The sequence below is a fragment of the Bacteroidetes bacterium endosymbiont of Geopemphigus sp. genome (genome assembly GCF_002904345.1).
Classification (GTDB): Bacteria; Bacteroidota; Bacteroidia; order Flavobacteriales; family Blattabacteriaceae; genus GSPS2-BC2016.
Genome location: NZ_PEIH01000005.1, coordinates 252,512 through 268,348 on the forward strand (window position 1 = coordinate 252,512; position 15,837 = coordinate 268,348).

A 15,837-nucleotide genomic window follows, 5' to 3' on the forward strand; every position below is an offset into this window, starting at 1 on the left:
TTTAAGTGTTTTTACCCATAAATTGAAGAAAATCTTTTTTAGAGCCAACTATGAAATTTTCGTATTCTCTAAGACCAGTACCTGCTGGAATCTTATGACCTATGATAACATTTTCTTTTAGTCCAAGTAAATAGTCAGATTTTCCACTTACAGCAGCTTCATTTAAGACTTTAGTGGTTTCCTGAAAGGAAGCGGCAGATATGAATGATTTTGTCTGTAAAGCAGCACGAGTAATTCCTTGAAGTATTGGCTTAGCTGTAGCTGGAATGGCTTCACGAGTACGCATTGGCTTTTTGCCCTTGTTCTTGATAATATCACTTTCATTACGCCATTCGGTTAGATTGATTATCTGTCCGGCTTTGAATTGTTCGGAATCACCAGGATCTTCGATTACTTTCATGCCAAAAATTCTGTCGTTCTCTTCGATAAAATCGCTCTTGTGCTCTATACTATCTTCGAGGAAACGAGTATCTCCTGCATCTATTATCTGTACTTTGCGCATCATCTGACGCACGATAATTTCAAAATGTTTATCATTGATCTTCACTCCTTGCAGACGATAAACCTCTTGAATTTCATTAACCAGATATTCCTGAACTGCGTTTGGTCCTTTAATATTGAGAATATCTTCCGGCGTTGTGGGGCCTTCAGAAAGAGCTGTACCTGCTTTTACATAGTCATTCTCTTGCACTAAAATCTGATTAGATAATTTAGCAAGATATTTCCTGAGGTCACCGGTCTTGGATTCGATAATGATCTCACGATTACCTCTTTTAATCTTTCCAAAGCTTACTACGCCATCTATTTCCGATACGATGCCTGGATTAGATGGATTACGCGCTTCACATAATTCAGTAACACGCGGCAAACCTCCAGTAATATCGGTAGTTTTCCCAGATTTTCTCGGAATCTTTACCAAAATTTTTCCTGTACTAATTTTTTCTCCATCCTCCACAATTAGGTGAGCCCCTACAGGTAAATTATATATTTTTAAGTCTTCTCCCTTAACATTGACTATTTTCAAAGAAGGAATTAATTTTTTATCTCTGGATTCGAAAATTACCTTTTCCTGAAAGCCCGCTTGCTCATCGATCTCTATCTGATAAGTAATCCCTTGTTCAATATGTTCATAAGCTATTGTACCAGAAGATTCAGCGATAATTACAGCATTATAAGGATCCCAGCGACAGATTTCCATACCCCGCTGAACAGCGGTTCCCTGGCGGGAAAATAAGGTAGCTCCATAAGGGATATTACTAACCATAAGGACAGAGCCATCTTTTCCTAAAAGCTTCATCTCTGTAGAGCGTGATACGACCAGCTCTACATTCTGACCATTTTCATCCTGAGCCTTTACAGTTCTGAGATCCTCAAATTCTATGATACCATCAAAACGGGCGCGTATTTGAGAAGATTCCGAAATATTTCCAGCTGTACCTCCCACGTGAAATGTACGAAGGGTAAGCTGCGTACCTGGCTCTCCAATAGATTGTGCAGCTATGACACCTACTGCTTCCCCTTTTTGAACAAGCCCTCCTGTAGAGAGATTTCGTCCATAACATCTGGCGCAAATGCCTCTTTTGGCCTCACAGGTAAGAGGAGATCGTACCTCTATCATCTCAATACCTACTTGCTCTATCAGGGTTGCACGTTCTTCATCTATTATTTCATTAAAGGCAATAATGACTTCATCGCTCTCGGGATGATATATATCATAAAGAGATATACGTCCCAAAATACGATCATATAAAGGTTCTACTATTTCTTCATTTTTCTTCAAAGCAGTGACTTCAAGACCTCTAAGCGTGCCACAATCTTCTTCTCTTACGATGACATCCTGAGCTACATCCACTAAACGACGCGTCAAATAACCTGCATCGGCTGTTTTTAGAGCAGTATCGGCCAATCCTTTACGAGCACCGTGTGTGGATATGAAGTATTCCAAAATGGAAAGACCTTCACGGAAATTGGAAATAATAGGATTTTCAATAATTTCTCCACTTCCAACGCTGGCACGTTGCGGCTTAGCCATCAACCCACGCATACCTGAGAGCTGTCGGATTTGTTCTTTCGAGCCTCGGGCGCCTGAGTCAAGCATCATGTAAACCGAATTTAAACCTTGCTGATCCTCTTGCATTTGCTTCATCACTTTTTCAGTAAGCATTGCATTGGTATTGGTCCATATATCGATCACCTGATTATAGCGTTCATTATTAGTAATCAACCCCATATTATAATTACCCTTAACCGTATCTATTTGTCCAATAGCGCTTTGTACCATAGTTTGCTTATCTTCAGGTATGATAATATCACCTAAACTGAAAGAAAGACCTCCCTTAAAAGCGTTGTAAAATCCAAGCTCTTTGATGTCATCGAGGAATTTTACGGTAGTGGGAGTGTTGGTAATTATTAAAATTCTTCCGATGATATCGCGCAAAGATTTTTTAGTAAGTAACTCATTAATATAGCCTGCTTCTTTAGGTACTACTTGATTAAAAAGAACCCTACCCACAGTGGTATCTATAATCTTATGTAGGATCTGATCTTCTTCATGTACACGGACCTTTACTTTGATACGCGCATTTATCTCAGCTATACCCTCATTATAAGCAATTTGCACCTCTTCAGGTGAATAAAATATCAGACCCTCACCTTTGATTTTACGCTCAAAGGTTGATTCTACAGCTTTAGTCATATAATAAAGCCCGAGTACCATATCTTGTGAGGGCACAGTAATAGGCGAGCCATTGGCAGGATTCAAAATATTTTGTGAAGCAAGCATCAATAACTGAGCTTCAAGCACCGCTTCTGGCCCCAGCGGAAGGTGTACAGCCATCTGATCTCCATCAAAATCGGCGTTAAAAGCTGTACATACCAATGGATGCAACTGTATAGCCTTTCCCTCAATAAGTTTAGGCTGGAAAGCCTGAATCCCCAATCGGTGCAAGGTAGGTGCACGGTTCAATAATACCGGATGACCTTTAAGGACGTTTTCAAGAATGTCCCAAACTACAGACTCTCGACTATCTATAATTTTTTTGGCAGATTTTACTGTTTTAACAATACCACGTTCTATAAGCTTTCGAATAATAAAAGGCTTATATAATTCCGCTGCCATATCTTTAGGAAGTCCACACTCGTGTAGCTTTAATTGAGGTCCTACTACGATGACCGAGCGAGCTGAATAGTCCACGCGTTTTCCCAAAAGATTTTGACGGAAACGCCCTTGTTTTCCCTTCAGCGAATCAGACAAGGATTTTAAGGGGCGGTTACCGTCTGATTTTATAGCTGATGCTTTTTTGGTATTGTCATATAAAGAATCTACCGCTTCTTGTAGCATACGTTTCTCATTGCGCAAGATTACCTCAGGGGCCTTGATTTGTAAAAGACGTTTTAAACGATTGTTACGTATAATAATACGCCTGTACAAATCATTAAGATCGGAAGTAGCAAAACGACCTCCATCGAGAGGAACTAATGGGCGCAACTCAGGAGGAATTACAGGAAGTGCATGAATAATCATCCACTCTCTTCGGTTCTGGATCTTCTTATCCGATTCCCGGAAAGCTTCCACCACTTGTAAACGCTTAAGCGCTTCCATACGACGTTGCTTGGAAGTTTCATTATTGGCCTGATGACGAAGGCTAAAGGAGAGCTCATCGAGATCAATGCGTTTTAATAGTTCTTCTATACATTCGGCGCCCATTTTAGCAATAAACTTAGCAGGATCAGTATCATCAAGGTACTGATTTTCTTGCGGAAGCGTTTCAAGTATATTCAGATATTCTTCCTCGGTCAGAAATTCGAGCTTTTCAATAGGAGTGCCATCCGAATGCTTAGCATTACCTGCTTGTATGACCACATATCGCTCGTAATAGATAATCATATCAAGTTTTTTGGAAGGCATACCCAGGAGGTAGCCAATTTTATTAGGCAAGGAACGGAAGTACCAAATATGGGCTATAGGAACTACTAAGCTGATATGACCAATACGTTCACGACGTACTTTTTTTTCAGTAACTTCCACACCGCATCGATCGCAGACAATACCTTTATAGCGAATACGCTTGTATTTACCACAAGCACACTCATAATCCTTTACTGGGCCAAATATGCGTTCACAAAAGAGTCCGTCTCGTTCAGGCTTATGTGTGCGATAATTAATCGTTTCAGGTTTTAGTACTTCCCCATAAGATTCTTGAAGGATAGATTCTGGAGATGCCAGACTTATGGTAATCTTGTTAAATCTGCTGTTTTTTTTATTTGTTTTGATAGCCATTTTATGGATAATCGAAAATTTGTATTAAATATTTCCAAAGGAACAATGCGTTTAATCTTCAAACTTTATTTGCAATCCCAGCCCTTTAAGCTCATGAAGCAAGACATTAAAAGACTCGGGAATACCCGGCTCTGGCATGGTATCTCCTTTAACGATAGCTTCATAAGTTTTGGCACGGCCCACCACATCGTCGGATTTTACTGTAAGAATTTCTCTTAAAATGTTCGAAGCACCAAACGATTCTAAAGCCCATACTTCCATCTCTCCAAAACGCTGACCTCCGAATTGGGCTTTTCCTCCCAAAGGTTGTTGAGTAATCAGGGAATAAGGACCTATGGAACGAGCGTGCATCTTATCATCTACCATATGTCCTAGCTTAAGCATATAAATCATACCTACGGTTGTTGGCTGATCAAAGCGCTCTCCGGTGCCTCCGTCATACAGGTAAGTGCTTCCAAATCGGGGTAAACCTGCTTTGTCGGTATACTCAGTGATTTGTTCCACCGACGCGCCATCGAAAATAGGGGTAGCGAATTTAACACCGAGCTTGTGCCCAGCCCAGCCCAGTACGGTTTCATAAATCTGACCTATGTTCATCCTCGAGGGAACTCCTAATGGGTTAAGCACGATATCCACGGGTGTGCCATCTTCTAAAAAAGGCATATCTTCATCACGAACGATACGCGCTACGATACCTTTATTACCATGTCGTCCAGCCATCTTATCGCCGACTTTCAACTTACGTTTTTTAGCAATATATACTTTAGCAAGTTTTACTATACCTACAGGCAATTCATCTCCTATTGTAACAGTGAATTTCTTACGCTTAAGCTCTCCTTGTAAATCTCTTACTTTGATTTTATAGTTGTGCAATAGCGTTGAAACCAGCTGATTCGTATGCTCATCTGAAGTCCATCCTGAAGAAGAAATATTCATATAGTCCAAAATGCTGTTAATAAGCTTTTGGGTAAACTTACTCCCCTTAGGGATCACTTCTTCTTTTAAATCATTTGTAACCCCATGTGAAGTTTTGGACTGTAAAAGCATATGAAGTTTCTCGCAGAGAAGATCATGAAGTTCAGAAAAACGATTTTGAAATTCAGCCTCAAAGCACTCAATATCAATCTTATCTTGTGCACGTGTCTTTTTATCTTTGATACTTCGCGAAAATAACTTTCTATCAATAACTACTCCTGAAAGTGAAGGCTCAGCCTTTAATGAGGCATCTTTTACATTTCCAGCTTTTTCTCCGAATATAGCCCTTAGAAGTTTTTCCTCAGGTGTAGGATCGGACTCTCCCTTAGGAGTGATCTTACCGATAAGGATATCTCCGGGCTTCACCTCGGCTCCAATACGGATAATTCCGTTTTCATCGAGATCTTTTGTTGCCTCTTCACTGAGGTTGGGGATATCGCTGGTAAGCTCTTCCATTCCCAATTTAGTGTCTCGCACCTCAAGAGAATATTCATCAATATGTAGGGAAGTAAAAAGATCTTCACGTACCACACGTTCGGAAAGAACAAACGCATCCTCAAAGTTATAACCCTTCCAGGGCATAAATGCTACCAAAAGGTTTCTCCCGAGTGCCAGTTCCCCTTTTTCAGTAGCGTAGCCCTCACAAAGCACTTGTCCTTTAGTTACGCTCATGCCTTTTTTTACAATTGGCTTAAGCGTGATAGAAGTATTTTGATTGGTCTTACGAAATTTAATCAAATCATAGATTTTAAGCTCAGGCTCAAAACTGATCAGCGCTTCCTCTTGAGTTCTTTCATAGCGCATACCTATACGATCAGCTTCTACAAATTCCACGACACCCTCTGCTTCCGAATTAATAAGTATACGTGAATCAATGGCGAGTTTTTTCTCAAGTCCGGTCCCCACAATAGGAGCTTCGGGACGAAGTAACGGGACAGCTTGACGCATCATGTTCGAGCCCATCAAAGCGCGGTTGGCATCATCATGTTCAAGAAAAGGAATAAGAGAAGCGGAAATCGAAGCGATTTGATTAGGTGCCACATCAATATAATCCAACTGAGCAGGCTCAGCCACTGGAAAATCGCCATCTCTTCGTGAGATGACCCTGTCGGTGATGAAATATCCACTATCATCAACTTGCGCGTTGGCTTGCGCAATGGTTTTTTCTTCTTCCTCCTCAGCAGTTAGATAAACGGAAGAAGAAAAATCAATCTTCCCTTCTTTTACTGATCTATAAGGTGTTTCAATAAACCCCATTCCGTTAACCTTAGCAAAGACGCAAAGGGAAGAAATCAAACCTATATTGGGACCCTCAGGGGTTTCTATCGGACAAAGTCTTCCATAATGTGTGTAGTGCACATCACGTACCTCAAAACCAGCGCGTTCCCTGGAAAGTCCTCCAGGACCAAGCGCAGAAAGCCTTCGCTTATGTGTAACCTCAGAAAGCGGATTGGTTTGGTCCATAAATTGAGAAAGCTGACTAGTCCCGAAGAAGGAGTTAATTACCGAGGAAAGGGTTTTAGCGTTGATCAAATCAACAGGCGTAAAGACTTCGTTATCCCGAACGTTCATGCGTTCACGAATAGTACGTGCCATACGCGCCAGACCCACGCTGAATTGAGCCGATAACTGTTCACCCACTGTTCTTACGCGACGGTTGGAAAGATTATCGATATCATCAACTTCTATCTTAGAATTAACCAATTCGATAAGGTGTCTTACGATAGATGTAATATCCTCTTTGGTAAGCACTTGAACATCTACAGAAATATTTATACCCAAACGCTTGTTCAGACGATATCTTCCTACCTGGCCAAGGCTATAGCGCGTTTCAGAAAAAAAGAGCTTTTCAATCACTCCACGAGCGGTTTCCTCATCAGGCGGTTCAGCGCTGCGAAGCTGCCTGTAAATATGCTCGAGAGCTTCTTTGCCAGAGTTGGTAGGGTCTTTCTGAAGCGTATTTTGAATAATAGCATAATCAGCCGCGGTATTACCGCTTTTATGCAAAAGGATACTTTCTATGCCTGCTTCCACAATTTGATCGATATGCTCTTTTTCAAGAAGGATATCACGATCCAGAATTACTTCATTTCGCTGAATGGAAACGACCTCGCCGGTATCCTCATCCACAAAGTCTTCTATCCATTTTTTTAATACACGAGCGGCAATTTTAGAGCCAATGAGCTTTTTAGTATTAGATTTATTGACTTTCACTTCCTCAGCTAAATCGAATATTCCAAGAATATCTTTATCTTGTTCATATCCGATGGCACGGAAGAGCGTGGTAACTGGAAATTTCTTCTTCCGATCCACATAGGCGTACATCACATTGTTGATATCAGTAGCAAACTCAATCCAGGATCCTTTAAAAGGAATAACCCTGGCTGAGTACAAACGAGTGCCGTTAGCATGAAGCGATTGACCAAAAAATACGCCTGGGGAACGATGCAGTTGCGAAACCACCACACGTTCAGCGCCATTGATTACAAAAGAACCTGCCGGGGTCATATAAGGAATAGCTCCCAGATAGACATCCTGTACCACTGTCTCAAAGTCTTCATGCTCAGGATCTGTGCAGTAAAGACGCATTCTGGCTTTTAGGGGTACACTGAAGGTAAGACCTCTTTCAATACATTCCTCGATAGAATACCTCGGAGAGTCTACAAAATAATCCAAAAACTCCAGCACGAACTGATTCCGAGTATCAGAAATGGGAAAGTTTTCCATGAAGGTCTTAAAGAGCCCTTCGTTTTTGCGATTCTCAGATTTGGTCTCGAGCTGGAAAAATTCCTGGAAAGATTTGATTTGAATATCAAGAAAATCTGGGTATTCCACTTGCCTTTTTACTGAAGCAAAGCTTATTCTTTCTGAAGTTTGTTCTATAGCAGCCAACGTTGGTTTGATTTTTTAATAACAATTTAGATAGGTACAAAACAGGACAGGCCCTTCAAAACTGAAGGACCAAACCTTTATTAACTTAGATATGTATTTCTCTCAAAGCCTTATATTTCTCAATTCTACCTCAGCTCCAGCTTCTTCTAATTGCTTTTTAAGTGACTCTGCTTCGTCTTTACTTATCCCTTCCTTAAGACTTTTAGGTGCTCCATCGACCAATTCTTTGGATTCTTTAAGACCCAGACCAGTGAGTTCCTTAACGAGTTTTACAACAGCTAATTTGGTAGATCCCGCTGATCTAAGCACCACATCAAAAGAAATTTTTTCTTCAACCTGTTCGGCACCTTCGGCATCCGAAGCAGCAATGGTAACAGCTGCCGCAGCCGGCTCAATGCCATACTCTTCTTTAAGGATTTTTGCCAAATCATTCACCTCTTTCACCTTGAGATTCACTAAAGTTTCTGCTAATTGTTTTATATCTGACATTTCTAAATTATTTTTTGATTGATAGTTTTACAAATGATATTTACTTTTTTGATAAGCTTTGAAGAAGACCTGAAATTTTATATCCTCCAGATTGCAAGGCAGATACGATATTTTTCAAAGGAAACTGAAGTAAACTAATAACATCGCCGATAAGTTCTTCTTTTGATTTAATATTTACCAATATATCGAGCTGATGGCTTCCTATATAAAAAGATTTTTCAACATAAGCCGCCTTAAAAAAAGGCTTTTCGCTGTTATTTTTTTTTCTAAAACCCTTGATAATTTTCGCAGGAACGTTATTCACCTCGGCAGTGATTACAGAGATGTTCCCCTTGAGTGAATCAAAAAGCGGAAACCATTTCTCTCCTTGCTTTTCCATAGCTTTACAAAGTAGGGTGTTTTTCACCACCTGAATGCGTGCCTGAGAATTATGACAATACCTCCTGAACTCAGAGGTTTGTCGTGCGTTCATTCCAGAGGTATCGGCTAAGTAAATGTTGTTATTTGAAGACAATACAGAAGCGAGTGCTTCTATCGATTGTGATTTTTGTTCCTTTGTCATAGAGCTTTTTCTCTTTGATTATACGCTTTTGATATCTACTTGAACTCCAGGGCTCATAGTGCCCGAAAGAGAGATGCTTTTCATGTAGGTTCCTTTAGCGGCAGAGGGCTTTAGGCGATTGAGTGTTTGAATTAACTCAAGAGAATTGTCCGCGAGTTTCTCTGGCGCAAAAGAAGCTTTACCAACCGAAGCATGCACAATGCCGTAGCGGTCCACCTTAAAGTCTATTTTTCCGGATTTTACTTCTTGAACCGCTTTGCCGATTTCCATGGTAACCGTACCGCTTTTAGGATTAGGCATCAAACCTCTAGGGCCCAAAATTTTCCCCAGACGTCCAAGTTTAGACATCATCATAGGAGTGGTAATAATGACATCCACATCTGTCCAGCCCTCACTTATCTTAGCGAGATATTCATCCGATCCGATATAATCAGCATCTGCCTCCTTAGCTTCGGCTTCTTTATCAGGGCCTACAAGGGCTAAAACACGGATATCTTTGCCCGTACCATGAGGTAATTTAACCACACCACGAACCATTTGATTGGCTTTACGAGGATCTACCCCAAGACGAACAGCAATATCGATCGAGACGTCAAAATGACTATGAGCAGAAATTTCTTTCACAAGTTTTGATGCCCGATCTAGTGTATACGACTTAGTACGATCATATTTTTGAAAAATTTCTTTTTGTTTTTTACTAGACTTTGCCATACATAAAATTTTTAAGAGTGAAGAGGCGATTCACCCAAAATCTCTATCCCCATGGATCGGGCCGTACCAGCTACCATAGACATAGCAGAGATCAAGGTAAAACAATTTAAATCAGGCATTTTATTTTCTGCAATGCTTTTAATCTGGTCCCAGTTAATCTTCGCCACTTTAGTACGATTAGGTTCTTTTGATCCTTTTTTTAATGAGGTCGCTTCCATTAGTTGTACGGACACCGCAGGATTTTTGACAACAAAATCAAAAGACTTATCGTCATACACACTCACTAGTACGGGTAATAATTGCCCGGTCTTATCTTGTGTACACGCATTAAATTGTTTACAAAAATCCATAATGTTGATGCCAGCCGCTCCGCAAGCAGGCCCTACAGGAGGTGAAGGATTAGCTCCGCCTCCTTTTATTTGGAGCCTCAATATTTTCTTGATTTTTTTTGCCATCGAATCAGTTTAAAATTATAAAATGTCTGTGGAATCAGCTATGCGATTCTCTCTATTTGAACAAAATTCAGATCCAAAGGAGTTTTTCTTCCAAAGATTAAAACCGTTAGAGAGATTTTTCTTTTTTCTTCATTAATTTTCTCTACCGTACCGTCAAAGCCGCTAAATGGTCCATCGGTAACTTTTACTTTCTCGCCTACAGTAAAAGGAATGCTTAAACCAGCATCGGTTTCGGAGAGCTCATCGACCTTCCCGAGCATCTTGCTAATTTCTGATTTCCTCATAGGTACAGGCCGACCGCCTTTTTGTTCTCTCAAAAAATTGATCACACCAGGAATATTCTTTACTACATGGATAATTTCACCTTCTAAAAAGGCCTCCAACATTACATAACCTGGATAGTATACTTTCTCTCTATGTATTTTCTTCCCGTTACGTATTTGTATCACTTTTTCTAGAGGAACGAGAATCTGACCTATATTCTGCTCAAAACCCAAATGTCGAATTTCTTTTTCTATATAAGCTTTGACTTTATTCTCATTACCACTGACAGTTTTAATGACATACCATTTCTTTTCCAATACGTTCATCGTTTATTTAAAAATAGAAGAATCAAAAGCGAATGGAAAAAATTTTTTGAAGAAACCATATAAAAATCTCATCTATGCCATATAAAATAACAGCCAGTATAAGAGTAGATAGAGCGACTACCATAGTAGAGGACTGTAAATCACTCCATTTTGGCCAGGTGATATTTCGAGCAAATTCATTATACAACCCTGATAAAAAATTAGTTTTATCCATTAATACCTAGCTTTTTGCACGGGCGGTAAGACTCGAACTCACGACCCTCGGTTTTGGAGACCGATGCTCTACCAACTGAGCTACGCCCGTTTTTTTTCATTATTAAAACATACTTTTTTTATGGAACAGGCCCTTGATTTGCATATATTTTTTCACGAAAAAAACCTAAACTTAATCCAGGATTTCTGTAACCTGTCCAGCTCCGACAGTTCTCCCTCCCTCACGGATAGCAAAACGCAATCCTTTATCCATAGCTACAGGCTGGATTAAATCCACCGTCACTGAGATATTATCACCAGGCATCACCATCTCTACCCCATCGGCAAGATAAATCTCCCCGGTAACATCTGTAGTTCGGAGATAGAATTGAGGACGATATTTGTTGTGAAAAGGCGTATGACGTCCACCCTCTTCTTTAGAGAGAATATATACCTCGGCTTTAAATTTTTTATGCGGCTTCACAAAACCAGGCTTACCAATAACCATTCCGCGACGGATATCTGTTTTCTCAATACCACGTAATAGTAAACCAACATTATCGCCAGCTTGCCCCCTGTCGAGAATTTTCCTGAACATCTCCACACCAGTAACGGTAGAGGTAAGTTTCTTCTCGCCCATACCAACGATCTCCACAGCATCTCCTGAGTTAATAACACCGGTTTCAATACGGCCAGTAGCTACAGTACCACGACCTGTAATGGTAAATACATCCTCCACGGGCATCAAGAAAGGCTTATCTATAGCCCGGTCAGGCTCAGGGATATAATTATCTACAGCAGCCATCAATTCATTAACTTTTTCCACCGATTTAGTTTCTCCGTTAAGAGCCCCCAAAGCAGAACCCTGAATAATGGGTGTGTTATCGCCGTCAAAATCATATTTTGAAAGCAACTCGCGAAGCTCGAGCTCTACCAGCTCAAGAAGTTCCGGATCATCTACAGCATCTACCTTATTCATAAAAACCACAAGCTGTGGTACACCTACTTGTCTGGCTAAAAGTATATGCTCTCGAGTTTGTGGCATAGGACCGTCTGTGGCGGCTACCACAAGAATGGCGCCATCCATCTGAGCAGCGCCGGTTACCATATTTTTTACATAATCAGCGTGACCCGGACAGTCTACATGCGCATAGTGGCGATTGGTCGTCTGGTACTCTACATGAGAAGTGTTAATGGTAATACCACGCTCTTTTTCCTCAGGGGCATTGTCAATGGCGGAAAAGTCCTTTTTCTCGGCCAAACCCTGACCAGCCAGTACTGAAGTAATAGCGGCTGTTAAAGTAGTTTTACCATGGTCTACGTGGCCAATAGTACCGATATTCAAATGGGGCTTATCGCGTTTAAATGTCTCTTTTGCCATGATCGATAATTGATTTCTATTAAATTTAGTTACCCTTTAGTTACGCCTCTTTGAGCCAATGACGGGAATTGAACCCGTGACCTCTTCCTTACCAAGGAAGCGCTCTACCCCTGAGCTACATCGGCGAGACTCTATGCTTGTGAGAGCGGGAGACGGGGCTCGAACCCGCGACATTCAGCTTGGAAGGCTGATGCTCTACCAACTGAGCTACTCCCGCAAAACTAGATTCCTTTTTATTTTTTATACTTTAGAGTAAAAAACGTGGGGAGAGCAGGATTCGAACCTGCGAAGGTGATACCAACAGATTTACAGTCTGCCCTCGTTGGCCGCTTGAGTATCTCCCCATAATTTAAGCATAATGAGCCGGTGAAGGGATTCGAACCCCCGACCCCGAGATTACAAATCACGTGCTCTAAGCCAACTGAGCTACACCGGCACTATACATCAATTTCCGTAATAAAAAATATAGAGAATCCGAACTAGCGATAATGGTGTGCAAATGTATAAATATTTTGATAATTTTCAAAAAATTATGTAGAATCCATGCAAGGGATGGATTGCCTTATTTCTTACAAATGGCATCGATTATTTTGATCGCGAATAGAAGATTCGATTTTAAGGGCTACTTCTAAGGCTCGTTTTCCATCACTTAAGGAAACTTCAATAGGTTTTTTATTTTCAATGGCCTCGGCAAAAGCCTCCAATTCTGATAAAATAGCATTACTGTCTTGAATATAAGGAAATTCAAAGGATATTTGCTTTTCCTCTCCTTCAGAATTTTTAAGGACAATAGCCCTGGATTGCTCGGGCGCATTACTAATACGAATAATTTCAGCGGACTTTTTTAAGAAATCTATAGATATATAAGTATCTTTTTGAAAAAATCGAGATTTGCGCATATTCTTCATCGAAATACGACTAGTCGTTAAATTAGCCACACAATCGTTTTGAAAATTAATACGCACGCTAGCAATATCAGGTGTATTGCTGATCACCGCCACGCCACTTGCGCTGATATGAGAGATTTCAGAGGAAACCAGGCTTAAAATGATGTCAAGATCATGGATCATTAAATCCGAAATCACAGGCACATCCAGGCCCCTTGGGTTAAACTCCGCCAGACGATGCGATTCGATAAACATAGGCGCTGTAATAGCTTCCTTAACGGCAAGAAAAGCAGGGTTAAAACGCTCCACATGTCCTACTTGGGCCAGAATTCCTTTACTCTCAGAAAGACTCAAAAGCTCCTGAGCTTGCTCAAGAGCGCTAACCAGGGGTTTCTCGATGAAAAAATGCTTGCCATTGGAAAGGGCCTGCAGAGCGGAATTGTAATGAAATTCCGTTGGCGTGACAATATCTACCACATCCACCGCATCTATGAGCTCCTGGGGAGATTCATAAATTTTGCATTGAAACTCCTCAGCAAGTGGGGCCATTTCATCAGAGAGCGGATCATAAAACCCCATAAGTTCATATCGGGAAGAAGAGTGAAGAAGTTTCAGGTGAATTTTACCCAAATGACCTGCACCCAATACTCCTATTTTTAGCATTTGGAATGATTATATTCGCAGGGTCAAATATCCGAAAATATCTAAAAATCCCATCAGAGGTGCTTGATTCTTTTAAATACCTGGGAAAGAGAATGCAAATGGTTAAGTTTTTGCGTACCCAGGGCATTCATAATGAAAAAGTGCTCGGAGCTATATCACGAGTTCCTAGACATCTCTTTATAGATTCAGCACTGGAAAACCATGCCTATGTTTTAAAGGCAGTTCCTATCGCAGCTGAGCAAACTTTATCCAATCCCTACACAGTAGCGCTTCAGACACAGCTGATTTACCCGAAAGAAGAAGAAAAGATTCTGGAAATCGGCACGGGTTCAGGCTATCAAACCGCGGTCTTGCTGGAATTGGGCTCTAAAGTATATACTATAGAGCGACAAAAAGAGCTTTTTGACCGATCAAAACAATTGCTCAAAAAACTTTCTTATTACCCTAAATATCAGAGTTTTGGAGATGGCTTTAAAGGACTTCCCGCTTTTGCTCCTTTCGATAAGATCATCGTCACAGCAGCGGCCCCTTTCATACCCAGAGATTTGAAAGAGCAACTTAAAATAGGAGGCCTTATGATCATTCCTGTCGGAAAAAGGGATAAAGAGCAACAAATGAAAATGATCCTGCGAGAAGATGAAGAATGCTCAAAGGTAATTTCACTGGGAAAAGCAAATTTTGTACCTATGCTTGAAAAAAGACAATCATAATATTTATTTAAATGTTTAGTTTATTTATAAATTTGATTGTAAGAAATTTATTTACCTATAGTAACATATTTAATTTCTCTTACTGAAAATTTTTCTGTTAACATTTGAATGTTTTGATTAGAAACTTACTGGCATATTTTTTACCACGGCTTCCTTCTTAAATTCCCATAGCCAAGAAATGTCTTATGATTTAAATCCTGTATTACTTATGCGCCGAAGCATCATAGCTAGATCCGCAATGGAAAACTCAGTGAGAATATGGAAAAAAAACGCCTTAAAGAATTGTGCAGCCTGCGTTCTCCTCAAATATCGGGCAGCGCGTTAACTATCAATAAAATTTTGAAATTTCCATTTGCTGTCATCGGAAACGAAATCATCCGCATGGGCACAGGCCTAGGGCACTAAACATTAGCTTACACCCTAACTAGAGGAGGCCTAAATGGTATATAATGCCGCTTATCAAGAAAACGTGTTTCTTTCCGAGCTTCACCAAGAACTCTCTCGACACAATACCAGAGGCTTTGAAATTGATGTCGTGACTTCCGTCACAAAAGGTTATTACGGTATACTTTTATAACTCAAAAATAACTTGAGCTCTTAGATATCAATATCAAACGACTTAGAAAGTCATTAAGCGATACTCAGTTACAATATAGGTCTAGCTCAAAAAGTAGACGTAAGTCGGATGGCAGGTACTGCTCAACAACGCGCTTACAGAAAAAAAACAACACCCTGAGAACTGTCAAAACCCAAGAGCATCTTTTGGAATTTCAAAAGGGTATGCCTCTAAAAAATCCCTGAAAACCTCGGGTGTTTTCTTTTACAGAAGAAACATTTAAAGAGACGCTTTTATCTGCTCTCCGGCTGATGATTTTTATAAAGACCGGGTTACCCTATCTGTTTTAGCAGTTACAGAGCCCCTTTACAAGGGGAAAATTGACAGGCTATTTTTTATAGGTTATCATCCTAGTTCTTTAGTAGGAGTAAAAATTACTATCCCTGTTTTTTCAGGTTTTAAAAAAAACACATCAACTCTGGCAAGAAAAAATTC

12 protein-coding genes and 5 tRNA genes are annotated in these 15,837 nt (G+C 40.3%); 2 read left to right on the forward strand and 15 right to left on the reverse strand.

The window, feature by feature from the left end:
• Position 1: 1 nt before the first annotated feature.
• The 15 genes from rpoC to CS842_RS02460 form a co-directional block, all read right to left on the reverse strand.
• A complete protein-coding gene (gene rpoC / locus CS842_RS02390) occupies positions 2-4,279 on the reverse strand; it encodes a DNA-directed RNA polymerase subunit beta' (RefSeq protein ID WP_103327307.1) in 4,278 nt (1,425 codons plus the stop codon).
• A 51-nt stretch (positions 4,280-4,330) separates the two neighbouring features.
• The gene (rpoB, locus tag CS842_RS02395; RefSeq protein WP_410468526.1) at positions 4,331-8,137 is read right to left on the reverse strand and encodes a DNA-directed RNA polymerase subunit beta; all 3,807 of its coding nucleotides are present in this window, start codon (positions 8,135-8,137) and stop codon (positions 4,331-4,333) included.
• A gap of 111 nt (positions 8,138-8,248) precedes the next feature.
• Positions 8,249-8,635: a 50S ribosomal protein L7/L12 gene (gene rplL, locus CS842_RS02400; RefSeq protein ID WP_103327309.1), complete on the reverse strand. Its 387-nt coding sequence runs from the start codon at positions 8,633-8,635 to the stop codon at positions 8,249-8,251.
• 40 nt (positions 8,636-8,675) lie between these two features.
• Entirely contained in the window at positions 8,676-9,197 is a 522-nt protein-coding gene (gene rplJ / locus CS842_RS02405; RefSeq protein ID WP_103327310.1) for a 50S ribosomal protein L10, read from the reverse strand.
• An 18-nt stretch (positions 9,198-9,215) separates the two neighbouring features.
• Positions 9,216-9,908, reverse strand: coding sequence for a 50S ribosomal protein L1 (gene rplA / locus CS842_RS02410; protein ID WP_103327311.1), 693 nt, complete (start codon positions 9,906-9,908; stop codon positions 9,216-9,218).
• An 11-nt stretch (positions 9,909-9,919) separates the two neighbouring features.
• Positions 9,920-10,363 (reverse strand): 50S ribosomal protein L11, encoded by a 444-nt coding sequence (gene rplK / locus CS842_RS02415; RefSeq protein WP_103327312.1) that lies wholly within the window; start codon positions 10,361-10,363, stop codon positions 9,920-9,922.
• 38 nt (positions 10,364-10,401) lie between these two features.
• Positions 10,402-10,953 (reverse strand): transcription termination/antitermination protein NusG, encoded by a 552-nt coding sequence (nusG, locus tag CS842_RS02420; RefSeq protein WP_103327313.1) that lies wholly within the window; start codon positions 10,951-10,953, stop codon positions 10,402-10,404.
• 22 nt (positions 10,954-10,975) lie between these two features.
• The gene (secE, locus tag CS842_RS02425) at positions 10,976-11,167 is read right to left on the reverse strand and encodes a preprotein translocase subunit SecE (protein WP_103327314.1); all 192 of its coding nucleotides are present in this window, start codon (positions 11,165-11,167) and stop codon (positions 10,976-10,978) included.
• A gap of 17 nt (positions 11,168-11,184) precedes the next feature.
• Positions 11,185-11,257 (reverse strand) — tRNA-Trp (locus CS842_RS02430).
• 81 nt (positions 11,258-11,338) lie between these two features.
• Positions 11,339-12,526 carry an elongation factor Tu gene (gene tuf, locus CS842_RS02435; RefSeq protein ID WP_103327315.1) on the reverse strand — a complete coding sequence of 396 codons (1,188 nt, stop codon included), beginning with the start codon at positions 12,524-12,526 and terminating at the stop codon, positions 11,339-11,341.
• 53 nt (positions 12,527-12,579) lie between these two features.
• A tRNA-Thr gene (locus tag CS842_RS02440) sits at positions 12,580-12,651 on the reverse strand.
• Between the two features lie 19 nt (positions 12,652-12,670).
• Positions 12,671-12,743 (reverse strand) — tRNA-Gly (locus CS842_RS02445).
• Positions 12,744-12,788: 45 nt separating this feature from the next.
• A tRNA-Tyr gene (locus CS842_RS02450) sits at positions 12,789-12,870 on the reverse strand.
• A 17-nt stretch (positions 12,871-12,887) separates the two neighbouring features.
• Positions 12,888-12,962: transfer RNA gene (locus CS842_RS02455), tRNA-Thr, on the reverse strand.
• Between the two features lie 133 nt (positions 12,963-13,095).
• A complete protein-coding gene (locus tag CS842_RS02460) occupies positions 13,096-14,076 on the reverse strand; it encodes a Gfo/Idh/MocA family protein (protein WP_103327316.1) in 981 nt (326 codons plus the stop codon).
• A gap of 59 nt (positions 14,077-14,135) precedes the next feature.
• Here CS842_RS02460 and CS842_RS02465 point away from each other — a divergent pair, with 59 nt between their 5' ends.
• Entirely contained in the window at positions 14,136-14,786 is a 651-nt protein-coding gene (locus tag CS842_RS02465) for a protein-L-isoaspartate(D-aspartate) O-methyltransferase (RefSeq protein WP_103327317.1), read from the forward strand.
• A gap of 258 nt (positions 14,787-15,044) precedes the next feature.
• Entirely contained in the window at positions 15,045-15,191 is a 147-nt protein-coding gene (locus CS842_RS06820) for a hypothetical protein (RefSeq protein WP_195909837.1), read from the forward strand.
• The last annotated feature ends 646 nt before the right edge of the window (positions 15,192-15,837 follow it).

Excerpts from the sequence above, each read along its gene's own strand:
- rpoC (WP_103327307.1), bottom strand. The coding sequence starts at position 4,279 with ATGGCTATCAAAACAAATAAAAAAAACAGCAGATTTAACAAGATTACC.
- rplL (WP_103327309.1), bottom strand. The coding sequence starts at position 8,635 with ATGTCAGATATAAAACAATTAGCAGAAACTTTAGTGAATCTCAAGGTG.
- rplJ (WP_103327310.1), bottom strand. The coding sequence starts at position 9,197 with ATGACAAAGGAACAAAAATCACAATCGATAGAAGCACTCGCTTCTGTA.
- rplA (WP_103327311.1), bottom strand. The coding sequence starts at position 9,908 with ATGGCAAAGTCTAGTAAAAAACAAAAAGAAATTTTTCAAAAATATGAT.
- rplK (WP_103327312.1), bottom strand. The coding sequence starts at position 10,363 with ATGGCAAAAAAAATCAAGAAAATATTGAGGCTCCAAATAAAAGGAGGC.
- nusG (WP_103327313.1), bottom strand. The coding sequence starts at position 10,953 with ATGAACGTATTGGAAAAGAAATGGTATGTCATTAAAACTGTCAGTGGT.
- secE (WP_103327314.1), bottom strand. The coding sequence starts at position 11,167 with ATGGATAAAACTAATTTTTTATCAGGGTTGTATAATGAATTTGCTCGA.
- tuf (WP_103327315.1), bottom strand. The coding sequence starts at position 12,526 with ATGGCAAAAGAGACATTTAAACGCGATAAGCCCCATTTGAATATCGGT.
- CS842_RS02460 (WP_103327316.1), bottom strand. The coding sequence starts at position 14,076 with ATGCTAAAAATAGGAGTATTGGGTGCAGGTCATTTGGGTAAAATTCAC.
- CS842_RS06820 (WP_195909837.1), top strand. The coding sequence starts at position 15,045 with ATGGAAAAAAAACGCCTTAAAGAATTGTGCAGCCTGCGTTCTCCTCAA.